Genomic DNA, 20,278 nt, shown 5'->3' with positions numbered 1-20,278 from the left:
TGCCGCTGCGAATTTCCGCCGGGATCTGAATGGCCGTCACCTTCGATACCAGCAGCCTCCTGAGCTACTATCAGGCCAGGCAGGGACAAACCACGGCGGCGCCGACAAGCGTTGGCGCCGGCGGGGGTGCGAAGAAGTACGCCCCGACACCGCCGTGGGCGACGACGTCTGGCGCGGCGAGATCGAGTGATCTGGTCAAGAAGGCGATGGCGGGTTCCCGTTTCATCGATGAGTCCTCGGCGAAGCTCGACCTGGAAGGCGCCAGCGCCGACTACAAGAAGCTGTTCGCCGTCTACCAGGGGCTGAACACCCTTTACGGCCTGGGCGAGCGCCTGCAGGCGAAGGGCGTCTCGGCGACCGAGAAGAACCGCATCGCGGACATCTTCACCCGCGGGATGACGGAAATCGCCGGCTATACCGACAAGGCCAAGCTCGAGCAGATGCGGCTGACGCGCGGGGACACGATGATCTCCGACAAGTCCGCGGTCGGCGTGCCCCGGTCGAAATCCCAATACCTGACAGGGACGGTCTTCACCGGAACGCAGAACGCTGCCGTGCCCGACTTCGCTGGCGATGTGGCTTTCACCATTTCGGTCAAGCGCGGGACGGCGACGCATACGATCCAGGTGGATCTGGCGGACATGGGTTCGGCCACCCGCTCAATGGGCGCCGTGACCTCGTTCATCAACTCCAAGCTGGAGGCGGAGGGGCTGCAGACGCGGTTCAGCGTCGTGCGCACGGCGGGCGAGCCGCGCAAGGTGACCACCGGCGGAACCACCGTGACCCTGCCGGCCGTGGCGGACAACTTCGCCTTCAAGATAACCGGCGATTCCACGGAGCAGACGACATTTTCGGCCGCGACGACCAAGCCCTCGGTCTACGTCACGACCTACGCCGGCAATCCGGATCCCGACAAGAACGTCAAGACCGACGACGGCAAGTTCGAGACGACCCTGGTCAAGCTGGACGGATCCGCGGTCGGCGCCGAGGGCGCGCGCATTTCGTCCAAGGGCCTGGAAGGCACGATCAAGACGGTGCGCGGCTCCAAGGTCGGCGCCGATGGCTCGCTGTATGTCCTGGCTGACGTCAACACGTCCGTCGACGGCCAGACCGTCAAGGGGGAGAGCGATGTCGCCCTGCTCAAATATGACAGCACCGGCCAGCTGATGTTCGCCCGCACTCTGGGTGCGGCGAGCAACGCCCAGGGTCTGGCCATGACGGTCGCCGACGACGGTCGTGTTGCGATCGCCGGCAAGGTCGTCGGGGAGCTGTCGGGCGCCACGGAGGGGCCGATCAACTCGGGAGATGGCACAGGCCTGACCGACAGCTTCGTCACGGTTTACGACGCCAAGGGCGACGAATCCTGGACGGCGCGGAGGGGCGCGCTGAAAGATGACGAGGCCACGGCCGTGGCGTTCGGGGAGGGCGGTCTGGTCTATGTCGCCGGTCGCACCAAGTCGACACTGCCCGGCGGTGGCGTGAACCAGGGCGACTGGGACGGCTACCTGACGGCCTTCGCGGCGGACGCCAAGGGCTCGCCGAAGGCCCTCTTCACAACCCAGTTCGGGACGGCCGGCGCCGATACCGTCAGCGGCATGGTCGTGGATGGCTCCAAGGTCACCCTGGCGGGTGTCGAAAGCGGCCGCGGCGTACTTCGCAGCTTCGACGTCACACCGACGGTCACGACCACGGAAAAGGTCGTCGCCAACGGCGTCACCACCATCAACGTCACCAACACGACCAACGGGTCCTCGACCACCACCAGCAATGTCTACGGGGCGCCCGACGGGTCCAATACCGCCTCCACGACAACGACCGTTCATACCTCCGCCGCCAGTTTCGCGACGGGCTCCACGCGGGACCTTGGGGACCTGCAAGGCGGGCAGATCGCCGGAATCTCGCTCGAGGGCGGTGATCTCTGGGTGGCCGGTACGACCCGCAACGCGGCCCTGTCGGTGGCAGGAACCGCCAACGCCTACAACGCCGGCATGGACGCCTTCGCGGCCCGCCTCTCGACCGACCTGTCCAGCGCGGCTGGCGACCGGCTGACCTATTTCGGCGGCACGACCGACGATACGGTGACGGCCATGACGGTCTCCGACGGCAAGGTCTGGATCGCCGGCCTTGCCGCTGCGGACCAGCCGGGCGCGACCGCCATTTCGACCAAGGACGGCTACATCGCCCAGCTGGACCTCGTCACGGGAACGGCCTCCGCCCAGCGTGTCACCGGCAAGGACGGCTATGCCGCGGCCACCTCGATCGCGGTCGACGCAACGGGCGCGAGCGCCCTGGACAAGCTGGGGCTGCCCAAGGGGACGCTTCTCTACGCCGACTCCGCGAAGGTCGCGGCCGCGACATCCGCCCGCCCGGGGGACAGCTTCCAGATCCGCACCGCCGAGGGCGGCCGGCTGGCCACGGTGACCCTGGAGGCCGGCGACACGCTCGACACTCTGGCGATCAAGGTCAAGCGCGCTGCCGGTTCCAAGGCCAAGGTGGAGGTCGTCAGCGATGGTGACTTCCGCAGACTCAAGATCACCCCCGCGACCAAGAATTCGACCGTCGAGGTCCTTCCCGGCAAGGGCGACTCTGATTTCCTGGCGTCGCTAGGCCTGACGCCGGGTGTGATCCGCAACACAATCGTCGGCGCCGACGGCAAGAGCGCCTCGGCCGACGGCGGTGGGCCGGTGTTCGGCCTCGGCCTGCCGGCGGAGCTTGATGTGAGCAGCGAGACGGCGGTCAAGAACACCCTGGCGGTGCTTTCGAAGTCGCTGAGCAAGGTTCGTGACGCCTACCGCCAGCTCGAAGCCGCGGCCAAGCCGCAGCCGGTGACGCCGAAGGGCCAGAGCGGCGCCGTCCCGGCCTATCTTACCAGCCAGATCTCGAACTATCAGGCCGCTCTTGATCGCCTGGGCGGCGGTTGATCCCCCGCGATCGTTCACGCGGACTTGAAAGCGACACGGCCGCAAGATAGCGATTGCAGTCATGGAATTTCTCAAGGACCGCCGGATCGTCCTGGCCATTGGAGGCGCTGTCGCGCTGCTCCTCGGCATCCTGATCGCGGCGACGATCATGCGTGGCGACAAGGGCCCGACCAAGCCGCCGCCCGCCGCGACAGGCGGTCTGGTCGTCGAGACCGGCCGTGACGATGACACCAGGCTCGACCCGACCCGGCCGATCCGCTGTTTCGTCAGCGGGGTTTTCGCCGGTGAACTGACACTGACCGAATGCGCCAAGCGGAACGGCGTCGCCACTGACGCGCTCGATGTCGGGGTCGACGAGACGGGGGCCCTGGCGGCGGCCAACCAGGCGGGGACGGTTCTCGCGCCGCTTCCGCCGGTTCAGGCCACCCCACAGCCGCCAACAGCGACGGCTCCGACGTCCAGCCCGACCGCGCCGACGCAGGTGTCCGGGGAGACCTGCTGGCGCTACGCGGGCGGCGGCTGGTCAAAGGTTGGCGACATGGACCTCAACAGCTGCGTCCAGACCCTCTACGCGGGCCAGTGCGAACAGCGGGGCGGGGCATCCTACGGGCGCTGGGGCGATCAGACCGTGCGACTGGTGCGCGACAAGGTCGAGATTTCCTCGGACAACCGCCGCTTCCACACCCTGGTCGAACAGGGTCCCAACTGCTCCATCCCGCCGGTCGGCTAGGCAAGGACCATCGCAATGCTCAAGCATGCCGCGCTTCTGACGCTCGCCGCCGCCGCCGTCATTCTCGGCGCCTGCGAGGCGGAGCTTGAAGCCCCTCTCGACAAGGGCGTCTGTTACGCGGTCGGGACCGGCCCGGACGGCAAGATCAAGTTCAACGTGGTGGCGCGCAATCAGCCCAACATCGAGAACTGCGCCGCTCAACTCGAGGGCATGCGCCTGCGCTTCCTGCGCATGGGCGGTCAGACCCGTGAAATTTCCGGGGCTTACCAGGGCAGCTTCATCTTCCTGCGTCGGGACGGAATCTATCGCGCCCAGCACTGGGAAGGAAACCAGTACCTGATGCTGGTTCGCAGCGGCGATGGCCGGCTGGTCATTCCCGGCGCGGTCCAGCGCCAGTAGCGCCTTCCGACCCTGACTCCTCACCCGAAGAATGCTGTGCATAAGCCCTTGCGCGGGAGAACAAAGTGTGAACTCATGGGTTTTATAAATGGTTAACGCTCGCTAGTCTGGGCGTCAGATTCCGGCGCGACAGGGTCGCCGGGCGTGAGAAAACGGAGCAATTCCATGGCGGGCAGCGTCAACAAGGTCATTCTCGTCGGCAATCTGGGCAAAGACCCGGAAATCCGCACGCTCAACTCTGGCGACCGGGTCGCCAATCTCAGCATCGCGACGTCCGAGTCGTGGCGCGACCGCGCCAGCGGCGAGAAGAAGGAGCGCACCGAGTGGCACCGCGTGGTCATTTTCAACGACAACCTGGTGAAGGTGGCCGAGCAGTACCTCAAGAAGGGCTCGACGGTTTACATCGAGGGCGCGCTGCAGACGCGCAAATGGTCGGACCAGCAGGGTGTCGAGAAATACTCCACCGAAGTCGTGCTGCAGAAGTTCCGCGGCGAGCTGACGATGCTCGGTGGTCGCGGCGACGGCGGCGGCGCGATGCGTGACGAGGGCGGCGATTTCGGCGGCTACTCCGGCGGTGACCGGGCCCAGCCGAGCGGTCCGAAGGAAAGCTTCAGCGCCGACCTGGACGACGAAATTCCGTTCTAGGCGCTATCTCCCGTCCGCTCGCCTCCCTCCTGCGCGGCGAGCGGATTCCTGCCTGGCGGACGGGCTTCAACGGCCAACGCAACCACAGTCCGTAACGCCTTTTGACTGACGTCGGGGTTCCATTGCGTCTGCCCGCCATGCGAGGAGGAGGCGTGGCTTCCTCGTCCGACAGATCTCCTTTCGCGCCCGCCGAATGGGCCGCCATCGCGGCGATCATCGTCGTCTGGGGCGTCAACAACGCTGCGGCCAAGGTCGCGACGGGCGTGCTGCCGCCGTTCTTTGTCGGCGGGGTGAGGTTCGCCCTCGCGCTCGTGGTGCTGATTCCATTCCTGCGGCCGCCGTTCCCGCCCTGGCGCCAGATCCTGCCGATCCTGCTGCTGCTCGGGCCGCTCCACTTCGGCCTGATCTACTTCGGCTTCTCGATCGTGAAGAACCTCAGTCCGCTGGTGGTCTCGCTGCAGCTGTGGATCCCGATGACGGCTTTCTTCGCCTGGCGGGTGCTGGGAGAGACGATGTCGCGCCCTGCGCTGGCGGGCATGGCGGTGGCCTTTGTCGGCGTGGCCTGGATGAGCCTCGATCCGCACGCCGCCGCCGACCTTCCCGGCATCCTGATCGGCGTTGTGGCCAGCGCCATGTGGGCGCTGGGCACCGTGTGGGTCCGGCGGACGCCGGGCGTGGGTCCACTGAAGATGCAGGCTTTGACATCAGCGGTCGGCGCACCGGTGTTGCTGGCGGCGTCCTTCCTGTTCGAGCCACATGTGCTGGAGCGCGCCGCGGGGGCCAGTTGGCAGATCTGGGCCCTGGTGGCCTGGGCGGCCCTGGCGTCGACGGTCGGCGCGTCAGCCCTGTTGTTCTGGCTGGTTCAGCGTCGTGAACCCGGGCGGGTCACGCCCTGGTTCCTGCTGACGCCGTTGCTGTCCTGCGGCATCGGAATCGGTCTGATGGGCGATACACTCACGCCTCAGCTGATGCTCGGCGGCGCGGCGACCCTGGTCGGCGTCGCGCTCGTCGCGCTGTCCGAACGCAGGGCTGCGGCCAGGGCGGTTGCGACGGCTCCCTGATCCGGCCCGACGGTCCTCTCAGGGCCCCTTGATGACGGCGCAGGCCACCCGGGCGCCGGCGCCGCCGATCGGCTGACTGGTGTGATCGTCAGGGGCGGCGTGGATCACCAGCGCCGAGCCGTCGGCATCGAGAAGCGGCGCCCGGTCGGCGACAGACAGGGACACCGACGGGGTGAAGATCTCCGCGATGGCCGTGCCATCAGCCGCCGCATAGAGGTTCGGCAGGTCGCCGGTCTCGTTGGCCGCCGGATTCAGCAGGCCATGCGCCACGGGCATGTCGTGGTGCATGTGACCCCCGGCCGACTTGAAGTCGGCGCTCGAGCAATCAGCCTTTTCGTGGAAATGCAGGCCGTGCCAGCCCGGCGTCAGGCCTTTGGCCTCGACCCGGACGATCAGCCCGCGGGGGGCTTCGGTAAGGGTGGCGCTGCCCATGTCCTGTCCGGCGGGGCCTTTCAACGGCACGGTGACCGGCGCGGGACCGGCGAGGGCGGGGAAGGCGATCGCAGCGATGGCGAAGGGAAGGATCAGACGACGCATCGACAAGCTCCTGGCAGGACCTGAAAATCCCGGCAAATCGTCGGAATTGACGCTCCAGAGGCCTGAAAAAGCCGTCCGAAAGATGGCGCCCGACGCCCCTGAATGTTAACGAGGGACAGGACGCTTCCTGTCCGATTCTGACAGCAAAATCCCGCACTTGACCGACGACACCCTTACCCCTCCGGAAGACGCCCGGCGCGGGGCCGTGAGCCCCATCGCCATCGAGGATGAGCTGAAGCGCAGCTACCTCGACTACGCCATGAGCGTCATCGTCAGCCGCGCCCTTCCGGACGTCCGCGACGGCCTCAAACCCGTGCATCGCCGCATCCTGTTCGCGATGAACGAGAACGGGTTCAATTCCACGGCGGCCTACCGCAAGTCGGCCCGCACCGTCGGCGACGTGATCGGTAAGTATCACCCGCACGGCGACGTGGCCGTCTACATGGCCCTGGTGCGGATGGCGCAGCCGTTCTCGATGGGGCTGATGCTCATCGACGGGCAGGGCAACTTCGGCTCGGTCGACGGCGATATGCCGGCCGCCATGCGTTACACCGAATCCCGCCTGACCAAGGCGGCCGAGGCGTTGCTGGCTGACATCGACAAGGACACGGTCGACTATCAGGAGAACTACGACGGCACCGAAAGCGAGCCGAAGGTTCTCCCCGCCCGCATTCCCAACCTGCTGGTCAACGGCGCCGGCGGCATCGCCGTCGGCATGGCGACCAACATCCCGCCCCACAACCTCGGCGAAGTCGTCGACGCCTGTCTGGCGCTGGTGGACAATCCCGACATCGGGATGGACGAGCTGCTCGACATCGTGCCGGGCCCGGACTTCCCCACGGGCGGCGAGCTGATCGGCCGCAGCGGCGCACGCCAGGCCCTCATGACCGGCCGCGGCTCGGTGGTCATCCGTGGCGTCGCCACCGTCGAGGAACTGCGCAAGGACCGTGAAGGCATCGTCATCACGGCGATCCCCTTCCAGGTCAACAAGGCCAGCCTTGTCGAGCACATCGCCGATCTGGTGCGCGACAAGAAGCTCGAAGGCATCAGCGACATCCGCGACGAGAGCGACCGCAACGGCATGCGTGTCGTCGTCGAGCTCAAGCGTGACGCCCAGGGCGAGGTGATCCTCAACCAGCTTTACCGGTTCACCGCGCTGCAAAGCAGCTTCAGCTACAACATGCTGGCGCTGAACCACGGCCGGCCGGAGCAGATGGGCCTGCAGGCCATGCTCCAGGCCTTCATCGACTTCCGCGAGGAAGTGGTCGTCCGCCGCACGCGGTTCGAACTCGGCAAGGCCCGCGACCGGGGCCATGTGCTGGTCGGTCTCGCCATCGCTGTCGCCAACATCGACGAGTTCATCCGCATCATCCGCAGCTCCGTTGACCCCGCCGAGGCGCGCGAGCGCCTGTGCGGTCGGGACTGGCCGACCACCGATATGATGCCCCTGATCGAACTGATCGCCGATCCCCGCACGGTGATCACCGGCGGCGATCAGGTTCGTCTGTCGGACGAGCAGGCCCGCGCCATCCTCGGCCTGACCCTCAGCCGCCTGACCGGTCTCGGCCGCGACGAAATCCTGAGCGAGGCCACGACCCTGGCCGGCTCAATCGCCGAACTACTCGAGCTGTTGTCGGACCGCGCCAACATCATGGCCGTGGTCCGCGCGGAGCTGGTCGAGGTCCGGTCGAAATTCGCCGAGCCGCGCCGCACCGTCTTCGGCGAGGGCGGCGCGGACATGGACGACGAGGACCTGATCCCGCGCGAGGACATGGTCATCACCGTCACGCACGGCGGCTATGTGAAGCGCACGGCGCTCTCGACCTACCGCAGCCAGCGCCATGGCGGCAAAGGCCGGTCCGGCATGTCGACCAAGGACGAGGATGCCGTCACCCGTGTCTTCTCCGCTTCGACCCACGCACCGGTGCTGTTTTTCAGTTCGGGCGGCAAGGTCTACAAACTGAAGGTCTGGCGCCTGCCGCTCGGCACGCCGACCTCGCGCGGCAAGGCGTTCGTCAACCTGCTGCCGATCGAGCAGGGCGAAAGCATCACCTCGATCCTGCCGTTGCCCGAGGACGAGGCCCAGTGGGACCGGCTGGACGTGATGTTCGCCACCCGGTCGGGCAATGTGCGCCGCAACCGGCTCAGCGACTTCGTGCAGATCAACCGCAACGGCAAGATCGCCATGAAGCTGGACGAGGGCGACAGCATCGTCGGCGTCGGCCTCTGCAACGCCGAAAACGACATTCTGCTGACCACGGCGCTCGGACGCGCCATCCGCTTCCAGGCGAACGAGGTGCGGGTCTTCGCCGGCCGCGATTCCACGGGCGTGCGCGGCATTCGCCTGCAGGAGGGCGACGAAGTCCTGTCGATGGCCATCCTCGGCGGCGTGGCGGCGACGCCTGCCGAGCGGACCGCCTATCTGAAATACGAGCGCGCCCGTTTGCGCGCCCAGTCCGACGACGATGCGGACGACTCTGCCGCCGTCGTCGAGGATGACGATGACGCCGACGGCGAGGCCGATCTGAGCCCCGAGCGCATCATCGAACTCGGTGCGGCGGAGGAATATATCCTCACGCTTTCGTCCGAAGGCATCGGCAAACGCACCAGCGCCTATGATTTCCGGCGCACCGGACGGGGTGGTCAGGGCCTGCTGGCCCAGGACCTTACCCGCAAGGGCGGCCGCCTCGTCGCCAGTTTCCCTGTGGAGCAGGCTGACGAAATCTTGTTGGTGACGGACGCGGGCCAGTTGATACGGTGCCCCGTTGCGAATATCCGCATCGCGGCGCGCAACACCCAGGGCGTGATCGTCTTCCGCACGGCGGAGAACGAGCATGTCGTGAGTGTCGAGCGTCTCGAAGCCACGGGTGGCGACGAACCGGGCGAGGACGCAGACGGCGTGACGGACGACGGGGGCGACCAACCCTCCGCGGACTAGCGTCGCAAAGGGGGACGGGTGGCGAGAGTCGGGCTGTATCCGGGCACGTTTGATCCGATGACCAACGGTCATCTGGACATCATCGGCCGGGCCGTGAAGCTGGTGGACAAGCTGGTCATCGGTGTCGCGATCAATGAAGGCAAGGGGCCGATGTTCTCGCTCGATGAGCGGTGCGCCATCGTCCGGGACGAGACGGCCCACCTTCAACGGGTCGCCGAGATCGAGGTCATTCCCTTCAAGGGGCTGCTGATGCACTTCGCCCGTGAGGTCGAGGCCGGCATCATCGTTCGCGGCCTGCGGGCCGTGGCCGACTTCGAATACGAATTCCAGATGACCGCCATGAACCAGCAGCTCGACCGCGAGATCGAGACGGTGTTCCTGATGGCCGACCCGCGCCACCAGGCCGTGGCGTCTCGCCTGGTGAAGGAGATCGCCATCCTCGGCGGCGACATCACCAAGTTCGTCACGCCGGGCGTGGCGACGCGTCTGCTGGAAAAGGTCGGGCGGGCGTAGGCGGATTGAGGGGTCCGAGACGGGCCTTCGGATCTGCTCACGATCACGGAATTTGCCCGTCTTCCTGAGCAGCGCGAAGCGCGTGTGGAAGGACGCAGGACTTGTCGCTGATGCCGTCGCGGGCTACCCGGGCTGACGGGGCTATCCGAGAGAGTGCACAACACATGAAATCCGCGCCGATCGCGCTCGCCGCCCTGCTGTTTTCCGTCGCGCCGGCCGCGATGGCAGCCTCGCCGCCAAAGGCGCCGCCGGCGCTGCAGTATCCGGCGACGGACTGGCGTACCCCCGACCCGGACAACATCCTCATCATCGACACCAACAGGGGGCGGGTCATCGCGGAACTGGCGCCCTGGGCGGCGCCGGCCAGCGTCGCGCAGGTCAAGACGCTCGTCCGTCAGGGCTTTTATGACGGACTGACCTTCTTTCGCGTCATCGACGACTTTATGGCCCAGACGGGCGATCCCCGGAACGAAGGCACGGGTGGGTCTGAGCTGCCCAACCTGAGGGACGAGTTCCAGTTTCGCCACGGCCGGGACCTGCCGTTCGCCTCGCTGGGCCGCATCGCGCCGGACAACAAGATCCCGTTCCTGACCGAGGCGGGTTTCATCGACGGGTTCGCGATCCGCGGAACGCCGCAGATGCAGATGATGGCGTCGGCGGACGGCAAGGTGTCCGGCTGGCCGCTGTTCTGCGCCGGGGTTCTCGGCATGGCCCGCGCCAATTCGCCCGACACGGCGAACAGCCAGTTCTACATGATGCGGCAGACCTACCCGTTGCTGGACGCCAACTACACAGCCTTCGGGCGCGTGCTCGGCGGTCTGGACGTGGTCCGGGCGATCAAGACGGGCGAACCGGTCCCATCGCCGCAGGACAGCATGCTGAAGGTGCGAATTCTGGCCGACCTTCCGGCGGCGGAACGACCGTCAGTGCAGGTGCTCAACACCAACAGCCCGTCGTTCAAGGCGATTCTGGACGCGGCCCGGGCGTCCGGCGCCGGCGCGGGTTCGGCCTGCGACATCCCTGTTCCTGTCAAGATCGGCTGAGGAGACCGCCGCCATGCGCTCGACCCTGTTGCTCGCTGCCGCCCTGACGCTGGTTGCTCCGGCGGCGATGGCGAAGCCCAAGGCTCCGGCCGCCGCCGACTGGCGCACGCCGGACCCTCAGAACGTCCTTGTTATCGACACCAACAAGGGACGGGTGGTCGTCGAGCTGGTTCCCGAGGTCGCGCCGGGGCATGTCGAGCGTCTCAAGGTACTGGCCCGCAAGGGAACCTATGACGGCCGGACCTTCTTCCGGGTCATCGACCGCTTCATGGCCCAGACCGGCGATCCGCAGGACACAGGGGAGGGCGGCACGGACCTTCCCAACCTCAAGGCCGAGTTCACCTTCCGCCGGGACGCAACGTCTGGCGTGGTGGTCGCGGCCAGTCCCTGGGGGACGGACGAAGGCTTCCTCAAGTCGCTGCCCGTCGTCGGTCAGGCGTGGAGCTGGCACGACATGACCCAGGACGGGAAGGTCGCGACCTGGGGCAGCTATTGTCCCGGCGTCGTCGGTATGGCCCGCGATGACAATCCCGACAGCGCCAACAGCCAGTTCTTCCTGATGCGCCAGCCCTACCTGTCGCTCGACAAGCGCTACACGGCGTTTGGACGGGTGATCAGCGGTCTGGACGCGATCCGCGCGATCAAGACCGGCGAACCTGTGCCCGCGCCGCAGGATCGGATGGACCGCGTCCGCGTTCTGGCCGATATACCCGCCGCCGAACGGCCAACCGTCAGGGTCATCGACCCGGCCGGCGCGTGGTTCAAGGCCGAGATCCAGCGAGTCCGCAAGCTCAAGGGCGCGGACTTCTCGCTATGTGATGTGACCATTCCTGCGGAAGTGAACTGAACCCATGACGACAGACGCCGAAAACACCCTGCTGCTGACCACCGACACCGGCCTGGTCACGATCAAGCTGCGCCCCGACCTGGCCCCCGGCCACGTTGAACGCATCAAGGAACTGGCGCGGGAGGGCTTCTACGATGGCGTGGTCTTTCACCGCGTGATCCCGGGCTTCATGGCCCAAGGTGGCGACCCGACCGGCACCGGCTCTGGCGGTTCGAAGAAGCCCGACCTGAAGGCGGAGTTCTCGCGCGAACCGCACGTGCGCGGCGTCTGCTCGATGGCCCGCACGAGCGCGCCCCACTCGGCTAACAGCCAGTTCTTCATCTGCCTGGACGATGCGACCTTCCTCGACAACCAGTACACGGTCTGGGGCGAAGTCGTGGACGGCATGGACCATGTCGACGCCCTGCCCAAGGGCGAGCCCCCTCGCCAGCCGGGCAAGATCGTCTCGATGAAGGTCGCGGCGGACGCCTGACCGGTCAATCCCTCCCCCTGAGGGGGAGGGACCCATCCTTACCGCCGCGGCGGCGGCAGGCGACGGATCGAGCTGACCTTGTCGTTGCCGCCGATGGCCTTGAGGTTCGGATTGTCGGCGCTCACGGTCCAGCACTGACCGTTGAAATCCGTGCCTGCGCAAAGCTGCCAGGTTCCGCTCACCACGCGAACCGAGGTGATCTGGTCATCCAGCCCTGACCCGGTGAGGTCTGGCACGGACGACGAGATTTCCAGCCGCATGCCACGGTAGTCGGGGTTTTCGTAGACGATGAGGCCAACCGGTCCTGTCCCGCCGCCGCTCCAGCCGCCGCCGGAACCGCCGCTCGATCCGCCTCCGCTGTTCCAGCCGCCGCCATAGCCGCCGCTCGATCCGCCGCCATTGTTCCAGCCGCCGCCAGAACCGCCGCCGTTGCCGCATTGCAGGTTGCCGTTGACGTTGACGATCCCGCCAGACGAACAGTTTCTGTATGTGATATTGGTGTCGAACAGCCCGCCGGCCGGGCCGACGCAGCGGGCATACAACTGGCCGTTGAAGGCGGTGATTTCACGGCAGCTGGCCTGATAGGAGCCGCCGGGAATGGGGTCATAGGCTCCGTTCCAGGTTGGCGCGGCCGAAGCGGCCGTTGACAGCAGCAGCAGGCAGGCGCTCGCGATGGCGGCGCGGCTGATCGTCTTCATGATAACCCCCAATGGTTGTCGCGTTGACCGACCCTAGGGGCGCCTCTGCCCTGCCGTCCAGTCGGCGTTCGGCGCGAGGGTCACCACTATGGGGAAATGGTCCGACCCAAGCGTCGGTCCACGCCGGACCGATACCGTGCGCCAGCCCTTGCCCGCATAGACCTGATCGATCGGCAGGACCGGAAAGGGGAGCGTCAGGGGGAATTCGGAGGATCGGCCCGCCGGCCAACTCGCCAGCGCTCGTGTCCGGCGCTCAAGGCCGAATAACCTGTCCTGGCGTCGCATGGAAAAGGACCAGGGGGTGCTGTTCATGTCGCCGGCAACGATCAGGCGGTCTTTCGCAAAACGCTTCAGCACCTTGGCGAGCCACATCGTCTGCTGTTGCTGGGGGCCTGCCGGAATGGGCCAAGTGTAGTGAATGCCGACAACCGTGAACGTGCCGTGTTGATCCCGGAACGTCGCCCAGGCGCCGGGAAGCGTGCCGGCAAGCGGGTCCCCGGCAAGGCCGCCTCGGGCGACCGGCTTATGCTTGGCCAGGATCAGGGTCGAACAGGGCGAGGGTTCAGCGCAGGTCGTTCGGCTGGGGTACCGGTCGGACAGAGCCTCAAGCACGGCGTCCGATTCACCCGCGCCTTCCTCGACGACGACGATGTCGGGGTCGGTTTTCAGGATCCACCGCGCCGTTGCGCCCGGATCGCGATTCCGGACCCAGGTGTTGAACTGAACGATGGTCAGCGTTTCGCCATCGACCCTGCCGCGGGTCCATTTTGTCGCTGCGGTCAGGTCCGGCAACATCAGGGTCAGGGCGGACAGAGTGCCGATCAGAGCCAGCACCGGCGTCGTGCGCCCGTATCGGCCGGTGACGATCCAGACGAGAGTCGCCGCGAGTACGCCCGCGAGGTAGATCGGCGTGAAATGGGTGAGGACATCCAGCCGGTCGCTGAACCGACCGCCCTGCGCGGCAAGCGCCAGCAGGGTGAAGCAGCAGGCCGCTACCATCGCGAAGGCCCGCGCCAGTTCGCGCATTGCTCTGAGAATCATCCGCATGTTCAGGCTCTAGCACGGGCGAGGTGCAGGCTTCATGCAACACGGGTCACGAGATGGATCAGTCGCCGACCCAGTAGGTGAACGACACCTTTCGCGCTGGTGCATTGCCCACCTTCAGATCGCCCGTGAGCACCGTACCCCCGCTTGAGCCCTCGCCGCGAGCTTTCGTCAAAGCGGCCTGGTCGAAGGCGCCGCTGAAGATGACTTCGCCAAGCTTCGGGTCATGGCCCCTGAACTGCAGCTTGCCGGCGTCGAAGCTGTAGGCGTCGGGCAGGACCCGCAGGCTGACACTGTGACCTTCACCGCCCAGTTCATTGGGAGCCATAGGGCTGGTGACGTCGTCGAAGGCGATCAGCACGGGCCCGAAGGTCGAGGTGCGGTCACCCGTCTCCCAGGTCTGGAAGTCGCTTGGCGCGCCGATCGCCAGATGCGTGAACTGGTAGTCGCCGACCCTGACGTTGGTCGGGCTCAGATAGTAGCCGGAGGCGTCCAGTCCCTGCTGCGAATGGAAACCCGTCGCAACTGGAATGGTCGGCTCAGCCGCGGCGGGGGCCGGCGCCACGACGACAGGAGGCGGGGCGGCGGCCTGTTCGGCGGGTTTGCGGTTGCAGCCGGCCGTGAAGGCCAACACTGCGGCTGCCATGGCGATAGTCCGGAAGCGCATGCAATTCCCCTTCAATCGTCGGCGCATCAACGCCACGGCCCTTCGGATTTGTCCATCACCCGCTTGACGTCGGCGCGCCGGCGTGGCGCTTCCGCCACCATGCGTGTCGCCGATTTCGATTTTGACCTGCCTGAGAGCCTGATCGCCCTGCGCCCGGTCACGCCGCGCGAGGCGGCGCGGCTGCTGATGGTGACCCCGGGCGAGGATCTCCGGGATCTGACGGTCGGCGACCTGCCGTTGCAGCTGCGCGCCGGCGACGCTCTGGTCTTCAATGACACCCGGGTGATCCCGGCGCGGCTCGACGGCCTGCGCGAGGCGCGAAGCGAGGGCGGCGGCGATGGACATGCCGTGGCAGTCGAGGCGACACTTCACAAGCGGCTGTCGGCCAACCGCTGGAGCGCCTTCATGCGGCCGGGCAAGCGGCTCAAGGTCGGCGATCGCGTTCGCTTCGGGACCACGAGCGATCGGGCCTGCGAGGGCGCGGCGCTCGACGCCACGCTGGTCGCCAAGGCCGAAGGCGGCGAGGTCGAACTGGCCTTTGACCTATCCGGCCCCGACCTCGATATCGCCATCAACACCCGCGGCCACATGCCGCTGCCGCCCTATATCGCCGCCAGGCGCCCTGAGGACGAGCAGGACCGGACCGACTACCAGACCGTCTACGCACGCGAGGACGGCTCGGTCGCCGCGCCCACCGCCGGCCTGCATTTCACGCCTGACCTGCTGGCCCGGCTGGCGGCGGCCGGTGTTTCGCAGCACTTCGTCACGCTTCATGTGGGCGCGGGCACCTTTCTGCCGATGAAGGTCGACGACACTGACGACCATCGCATGCACGCCGAGTACGGCGTCGTTCCGGCTCACACGGCGGCGGCGCTGAATGCGGTTCATGCAGCCGGCGGGCGGATCATCTGCGTCGGCACCACCTCCCTGCGCCTGCTGGAGAGCGCGGCGGGCGAGGACGGCGTGATCCAGCCCTGGTCCGGCGAGACGGCGATCTTCATCACGCCCGGCTATCGCTTCCGCGCCGCCGATGGCCTGATGACCAATTTCCATCTGCCGAAATCGACGCTGTTCATGCTGGTCAGCGCCTTCGCCGGGCAGGCCCTGATGCGCGAGGCCTACGCCCATGCCATCGCCACGGGCTACCGCTTCTATTCCTACGGGGATTCAAGCCTGCTATGGCGCGCCTAGCTCCTCCCGTTTCCCCGGCGAAGGCCGGGGCCCAGATTCACATGCTGAGGCTGGCGGGTTTCATCTGGATCCCGGCCTTCGCCGGGAAGACGGCTTAGAGATTGGCGACTTTCCCTTTTGAACTGACGGCCACCGACGGCGCCGCGCGCACCGGCGTCCTGAGGACTCCGCGCGGCGATATCCGTACGCCGGCCTTCATGCCGGTCGGCACGGCCGCCACGGTCAAGGCCCTGACCGTCGATCAGGTCGCCCAGACCGGCGCCGACATCATCCTCGGCAACACCTATCACCTGATGCTGCGGCCGACGGCGGAACGGGTAAAGCGCCTCGGCGGCCTCCATCGCTTCATGCGGTGGGACAGGCCGATCCTCACCGACAGTGGGGGCTTCCAGGTCATGAGCCTGAGCGGCATCAGCAAGGTCACCGAAGAGGCCGTGACGTTCGCCAGCCACCTGGACGGCAGCAAGCATGTGCTGACGCCGGAACGGTCGATGGAGATCCAGGCCGATCTGCTGGGCAGCGACATCGTCATGCAGCTGGACGAATGCGTCGCCTGGCCGGCCGAGGAGGCGAGGGCGCGACAGGGGATGGAGCTGTCGGCCCGGTGGGGCGCCCGATCAAAGGCCGCGTTCGGCGAGCGCGAAAGCCAGGCCCTGTTCGGCATCCAGCAGGGTTCGACGTTCGAGACCCTGCGCCGCGAATCTTCCGACCGTCTGATCGAGACCGGGTTCGACGGCTACGCCCTCGGCGGCCTGGCGGTCGGGGAGGGCCATGAGGCGATGTGCGAGGTGCTCGACTACGCGCCGGCCATGCTGCCCGCCGACCGACCGCGCTACCTGATGGGCGTCGGCAAGCCGATCGATCTGGTCGAGGCGGTGTATCGTGGCGTGGACATGTTCGACTGCGTCCTGCCGACGCGCTCGGGCCGTCATGGTCAGGCCTGGACCTGGTCAGGTCCGCTGAACATGAAGAACGCCCGCTTCGCCGAGGACGACACGCCGCTGGACGAGACCAGCGCCTGTCCGGCCAGCAGCGGCTATTCGAAGGCCTATCTGCACCACCTGATCCGTTCGGAGGAGATCCTCGGCCAGGTGCTGCTCAGCTGGCACAACATCGCCTTCTTCCAGGCCCTCACGGCGGCGATGCGGGCGGCCATCGCCGAGGGCCGGTTCGAGGCGTTTCGCCGCGATTTCAAGGCTGGCCTGTCGTAGCGGACACGTCTCCGCGGTACAGGTCCCCAGCCTCTAGTGAATAGGATAGCGCGGTCCTGGCTTGCGCGCCGGCTCTCGCGGAATGTCCGAGCGGACGTGCGAGGGGGTCGCGGGCGGATTGCAGCCCCGGGCCTCGCCAAGACCCTTGAGGTAGCCTCGCCGTATGCCGCCGGCGGTAATCGCCGCCCTGACCAGCTTGTCATGCTGCTCGGCGCCGCTGAGCTTGCGCACCCAGCCCCGCATCGGGATCAGGTCCTGGGCCGCGGAGGCGATCATGCCCAGCGCCGTTTCGCCTGCGACGTCGCGACCCTTGGCGATCAGGGCGCGATCGTCCGGTGAAGAGGGGTCGTCGATGTCCGGACCAAGCGCCTCGTTCAACGGTCTAAGAAGGGCGATCAGCTCGCTGCAGGTCGCCGGTCTGGGCCGCTGATAGGGGTCCTCAAGCGCTTCAAGCAGGACCGTCGGGATCTTCGATCGCAGCAGATTCAGGTCCCGCATCGGCGCGCTGACCGCCCCGGTCACACTTCCCTTGTTGATCTGGTCCGTGGTCCGGACCTGCGACTGGGAAGGGTCCTGTGGCTGGGCTGCCGCGAGCGGCGCGCCGATACAGCAACCTGTCAGGACGAGAGAGGCGAGCACGATCTTGCGCATGCGGCGATGCTAAGCACGACGTCCGGCTTCCGCCAAGCGTTCGGCGCTTGCGGCGCAGAGGGCCCGCCACTATGGTCCGCGCCGCTTCAGGGGGCAGAAAACGCCGCCGCGCAAGCGGGCCGGTAGCTCAGTGGTAGAGCATTCGACTTTTAATCGAATGGTCGTGGGTTCGACCCCCACCCGGCCTACCATTCTTCCTGTCGTGACAATCGGCGTTCGCTGAACGACTGTGGGGCATGGCGATAGAGGTTCCCAATTTCGGCGTGCCCGACGACACCCTGGTGGCGGTTGTCCTTGGGGCGCTGCTCGCGACCGTCGGCGGATTCGTGGCGGCGCGATTCGAGGCGTGGCTGCGCCGGCGCGAGCGGGAGCAGGACGCGGCCCTGCTGCTCGGCGAAATCGTGTTCACCTTCGTGATGATCCTGAGGCTTGCCGACGAGTCTCGCCGGATCGGAGATCCCTACGGTCCGATCACCCTGCGGATGCTGGCCGGAGCCCGACGCGAGGCGGACGCCTATGAGCGGAATCGTGAGCGGCTGCCGGACTTGCGTGGCCCAGAGCTGCGCGTGGGCATGCACAAGCTGATGGTCACGTTGATCATGTCGCTGGACGGAATTCTGGAAGGGACGAAGCGGCTCGAGGATTTGCCCTCGACAAAGGCGGGCAAGGAGGTCGCGGCTGGGATCATGGAGTCCCGCGATCAGGGATTCGACTTCATCATGGAGACGGTTCCGTCGCTTTCCCCTTTGCTGAAACACCTGAGCCGCACGGCCCGCGTTTCGTTTGATGATCACGAGGCCGTCGTCCGGTCCTGAGAGCGTCAACCACAGCAGCCATCACAGGAGCCGCAGAAATTCTGCATTGTCTACTGAGCCGGTGGGATTAAACGCCTTTTGTCGGGGCCTCCGCCCCCGCAACGAACCGGGGCCGCATGCGTTCGCATGGGCGGCCGCAGCAGAGGCCGAGCCGCAGAGCGACGATGACCGCCACCGACGCCGCCCTTCCGCTGGCCACGCCGCGCGCGCGAAAGCCGTTGCTACGGCGGCGGAGCGCTATTCCGGGCTTTTCCATCACCATGGGCGTAACCCTGACGGTCCTGTCGCTGGTGGTTCTGCTCCCGCTGACGGCCGTGGTCATCAAATCAGCCGGCCAGACTCCCGCCCAGTTCATCGCCGCAGCCTTTTCAGAACGGGCGATGAAGGCCTATCAGCTCACGTTCGGCGCCTCGGCCATCGCGGCGGTGATCAACGGTGTGTTCGGCGTTCTCACCGCCTGGGCGCTGGTGCGTTACCGTTTCCCCGGCAAGGCGGTGATCAACGCGATCGTCGACCTGCCGTTCGCCTTGCCGACAGCGGTGGCCGGCATCGCGCTGGCGACCCTCTATGCGCCCAACGGCTGGATCGGGGCCCAGCTCGCGTCCCTCGGCATCAAGGCCGCCTACAATCCCACCGGTGTGGTCATCGCCCTGACCTTCATCGGCCTGCCGTTCGTGGTCCGAACGCTTGAGCCGGTGATGCGCGATCTGGCCGCCGACGTCGAGGAGGCGGCGGCATCACTGGGCGCCAATCGCTTGCAGACGATCCTGCGCGTTGTCCTTCCGGCCCTGGCCCCGGCCTGGCTGACCGGGTTCGCCCTGGCCTTCGCGCGGGCTGTCGGCGAGTACGGCTCGGTGATCTTCATCGCCGGCAACATGCCCTACCGGTCGGAGATCGCGCCGCTGCTGATCGTCATCCAGCTGGAGCAGTACGAGTACGCGGCGGCCGCCAGCATCGCGGTGGTCATGCTGGGCGTGTCCTTCCTGATGCTCTTCATCATCAACGCCATCCAGGCCTGGGCGCGGCGGTACGGTCAATGAGCGCGCGCGCCCGCTTGTCGAACGAGGATCCCGCCTGGGTCCGCCTGACCATTCTGACGCTCGTGCTCGGGTTCCTGGCGCTGGTGCTGATTCTGCCGCTTGTTTCGGTGTTCGTCGAAGCCCTGCGAAAGGGTCTGCTGACGGCGCTGGAGGCGATCCGCACGCCTGACGCTCTGGCGGCGATCAGGCTGACCCTGATCACGGCGGCGATCACCGTGCCGTTCAACGCCCTGTTCGGCCTGTGCGCCTCCTGGGCCATCGCCAAGCACAGCTTTCCGGGCAAGGCCTTCCTGATCACCCTGATCGACCTGCCGTTCTCGGTCTCGCCGGTCGTGGCGGGCCTGATCTATGTTCTGGTGTTCGGGGCCCAGGGCTGGTTCGGCAACAGCCTGATCGAGCACGACATCAAGATCATCTTCGCCATTCCAGGCATCGTGCTGGCGACCATCTTCGTCACCTTCCCCTTCGTCGCCCGCGAACTGATCCCGCTGATGCAGGAGCAGGGGACCGACGAGGAAGAGGCGGCCGTCTCGCTCGGCGCGTCGGGCCTGCGCACCTTCTGGAGCGTGACCACGCCGAATGTTCGCTGGGGACTGCTGTACGGCGTGCTGCTGTGCAATGCCCGGGCGATGGGCGAGTTCGGCGCCGTGTCGGTCGTGTCCGGACATATCCGGGGCCTGACCAACACCATGCCGCTGCATGTCGAGATCCTCTACAACGAGTATGACTTTGTCGGCGCCTTCGCCGTGGCGGCGCTGCTCTGCTTGCTGGCGGTGGTCACCCTTGTGCTGAAGAGCCTTCTCGAGCTGGCCCAGCCGGGCCACAAAACTGCGCACTGACCGGAGCCTTCCCGCC

At 66.8% G+C, this 20,278-nt stretch carries 20 protein-coding genes and 1 tRNA gene; 16 read left to right on the top strand and 5 right to left on the bottom strand.

The window, feature by feature from the left end; genetic code table 11:
• Positions 1-29 precede the first annotated feature (29 nt).
• The 5 genes from ACODSL_RS09585 (at position 30) to ACODSL_RS09565 (ending at position 5,756) form a co-directional block, all read left to right on the top strand.
• Positions 30-2,921, top strand: a complete 2,892-nt coding sequence (locus tag ACODSL_RS09585; protein WP_488900456.1) for a hypothetical protein — start codon at positions 30-32, stop codon at positions 2,919-2,921.
• Positions 2,922-2,982: 61 nt separating this feature from the next.
• Positions 2,983-3,651, top strand: coding sequence for a hypothetical protein (locus tag ACODSL_RS09580; RefSeq protein WP_488900455.1), 669 nt, complete (start codon positions 2,983-2,985; stop codon positions 3,649-3,651).
• A 15-nt stretch (positions 3,652-3,666) separates the two neighbouring features.
• A complete protein-coding gene (locus tag ACODSL_RS09575; RefSeq protein ID WP_488900454.1) occupies positions 3,667-4,050 on the top strand; it encodes a hypothetical protein in 384 nt (127 codons plus the stop codon).
• Between the two features lie 165 nt (positions 4,051-4,215).
• A complete protein-coding gene (gene ssb / locus ACODSL_RS09570) occupies positions 4,216-4,695 on the top strand; it encodes a single-stranded DNA-binding protein (RefSeq protein WP_488900453.1) in 480 nt (159 codons plus the stop codon).
• A gap of 137 nt (positions 4,696-4,832) precedes the next feature.
• On the top strand, positions 4,833-5,756 hold the full coding sequence (locus tag ACODSL_RS09565; protein ID WP_488900452.1) for a DMT family transporter: 924 nt from the start codon (positions 4,833-4,835) through the stop codon (positions 5,754-5,756).
• Positions 5,757-5,774: 18 nt separating this feature from the next.
• On the opposite strand, the gene ACODSL_RS09560 is transcribed toward ACODSL_RS09565, so the two are convergent.
• The gene (locus tag ACODSL_RS09560) at positions 5,775-6,293 is read right to left on the bottom strand and encodes a superoxide dismutase family protein (RefSeq protein ID WP_488900451.1); all 519 of its coding nucleotides are present in this window, start codon (positions 6,291-6,293) and stop codon (positions 5,775-5,777) included.
• Positions 6,294-6,450: 157 nt separating this feature from the next.
• On the opposite strand from ACODSL_RS09560, the gene gyrA reads away from it, so the two are divergent.
• The 5 genes from gyrA to ACODSL_RS09535 all read left to right on the top strand — a co-directional run bounded on the left by gyrA (position 6,451) and on the right by ACODSL_RS09535 (position 12,106).
• Entirely contained in the window at positions 6,451-9,231 is a 2,781-nt protein-coding gene (gene gyrA / locus ACODSL_RS09555) for a DNA gyrase subunit A (RefSeq protein WP_488900450.1), read from the top strand.
• Positions 9,232-9,249: 18 nt separating this feature from the next.
• A complete protein-coding gene (coaD, locus tag ACODSL_RS09550; protein ID WP_488900449.1) occupies positions 9,250-9,744 on the top strand; it encodes a pantetheine-phosphate adenylyltransferase in 495 nt (164 codons plus the stop codon).
• A gap of 164 nt (positions 9,745-9,908) precedes the next feature.
• Entirely contained in the window at positions 9,909-10,787 is an 879-nt protein-coding gene (locus ACODSL_RS09545) for a peptidylprolyl isomerase (protein WP_488900448.1), read from the top strand.
• 13 nt (positions 10,788-10,800) lie between these two features.
• Entirely contained in the window at positions 10,801-11,634 is an 834-nt protein-coding gene (locus ACODSL_RS09540; protein ID WP_488900447.1) for a peptidylprolyl isomerase, read from the top strand.
• Between the two features lie 4 nt (positions 11,635-11,638).
• Positions 11,639-12,106 (top strand): peptidylprolyl isomerase, encoded by a 468-nt coding sequence (locus ACODSL_RS09535; protein WP_488900446.1) that lies wholly within the window; start codon positions 11,639-11,641, stop codon positions 12,104-12,106.
• Positions 12,107-12,144: 38 nt separating this feature from the next.
• Here the strand turns inward: ACODSL_RS09535 and ACODSL_RS09530 are convergent, their stop codons facing one another.
• From ACODSL_RS09530 to ACODSL_RS09520, 3 genes are read right to left on the bottom strand one after another with little or no spacing between them, the layout of a single operon-like run.
• Entirely contained in the window at positions 12,145-12,804 is a 660-nt protein-coding gene (locus ACODSL_RS09530; protein WP_488900445.1) for a beta/gamma crystallin-related protein, read from the bottom strand.
• Between the two features lie 33 nt (positions 12,805-12,837).
• The gene (locus ACODSL_RS09525) at positions 12,838-13,851 is read right to left on the bottom strand and encodes an endonuclease/exonuclease/phosphatase family protein (protein WP_488900444.1); all 1,014 of its coding nucleotides are present in this window, start codon (positions 13,849-13,851) and stop codon (positions 12,838-12,840) included.
• Between the two features lie 58 nt (positions 13,852-13,909).
• Positions 13,910-14,515: a hypothetical protein gene (locus tag ACODSL_RS09520; protein WP_488900443.1), complete on the bottom strand. Its 606-nt coding sequence runs from the start codon at positions 14,513-14,515 to the stop codon at positions 13,910-13,912.
• A 99-nt stretch (positions 14,516-14,614) separates the two neighbouring features.
• Here ACODSL_RS09520 and queA point away from each other — a divergent pair, with 99 nt between their 5' ends.
• Positions 14,615-15,706, top strand: a complete 1,092-nt coding sequence (gene queA, locus ACODSL_RS09515; protein ID WP_488900442.1) for a tRNA preQ1(34) S-adenosylmethionine ribosyltransferase-isomerase QueA — start codon at positions 14,615-14,617, stop codon at positions 15,704-15,706.
• A gap of 101 nt (positions 15,707-15,807) precedes the next feature.
• Positions 15,808-16,917: a tRNA guanosine(34) transglycosylase Tgt gene (tgt, locus tag ACODSL_RS09510; RefSeq protein WP_488900441.1), complete on the top strand. Its 1,110-nt coding sequence runs from the start codon at positions 15,808-15,810 to the stop codon at positions 16,915-16,917.
• A gap of 33 nt (positions 16,918-16,950) precedes the next feature.
• On the opposite strand, the gene ACODSL_RS09505 is transcribed toward tgt, so the two are convergent.
• Positions 16,951-17,568: a hypothetical protein gene (locus ACODSL_RS09505; protein ID WP_488900440.1), complete on the bottom strand. Its 618-nt coding sequence runs from the start codon at positions 17,566-17,568 to the stop codon at positions 16,951-16,953.
• A 116-nt stretch (positions 17,569-17,684) separates the two neighbouring features.
• Here ACODSL_RS09505 and ACODSL_RS09500 point away from each other — a divergent pair.
• The 4 genes from ACODSL_RS09500 to cysW all read left to right on the top strand — a co-directional run bounded on the left by ACODSL_RS09500 (position 17,685) and on the right by cysW (position 20,262).
• Positions 17,685-17,759: transfer RNA gene (locus ACODSL_RS09500), tRNA-Lys, on the top strand.
• 45 nt (positions 17,760-17,804) lie between these two features.
• A complete protein-coding gene (locus ACODSL_RS09495; RefSeq protein WP_488900439.1) occupies positions 17,805-18,383 on the top strand; it encodes a hypothetical protein in 579 nt (192 codons plus the stop codon).
• A gap of 164 nt (positions 18,384-18,547) precedes the next feature.
• Complete coding sequence (cysT, locus tag ACODSL_RS09490) at positions 18,548-19,423, top strand: sulfate ABC transporter permease subunit CysT (protein WP_488900438.1); 876 nt, start codon at positions 18,548-18,550, stop codon at positions 19,421-19,423.
• Positions 19,420-20,262, top strand: a complete 843-nt coding sequence (cysW, locus tag ACODSL_RS09485) for a sulfate ABC transporter permease subunit CysW (RefSeq protein WP_488900437.1) — start codon at positions 19,420-19,422, stop codon at positions 20,260-20,262. Before cysT ends, cysW begins: the two co-directional genes overlap by 4 nt.
• The last annotated feature ends 16 nt before the right edge of the window (positions 20,263-20,278 follow it).

The organism is Caulobacter sp. FG121, assembly GCF_057809815.1.
The sequence above is the reverse complement of the archived record's forward strand: the minus strand, read 5'-3'. Positions and strand labels throughout refer to the sequence as shown.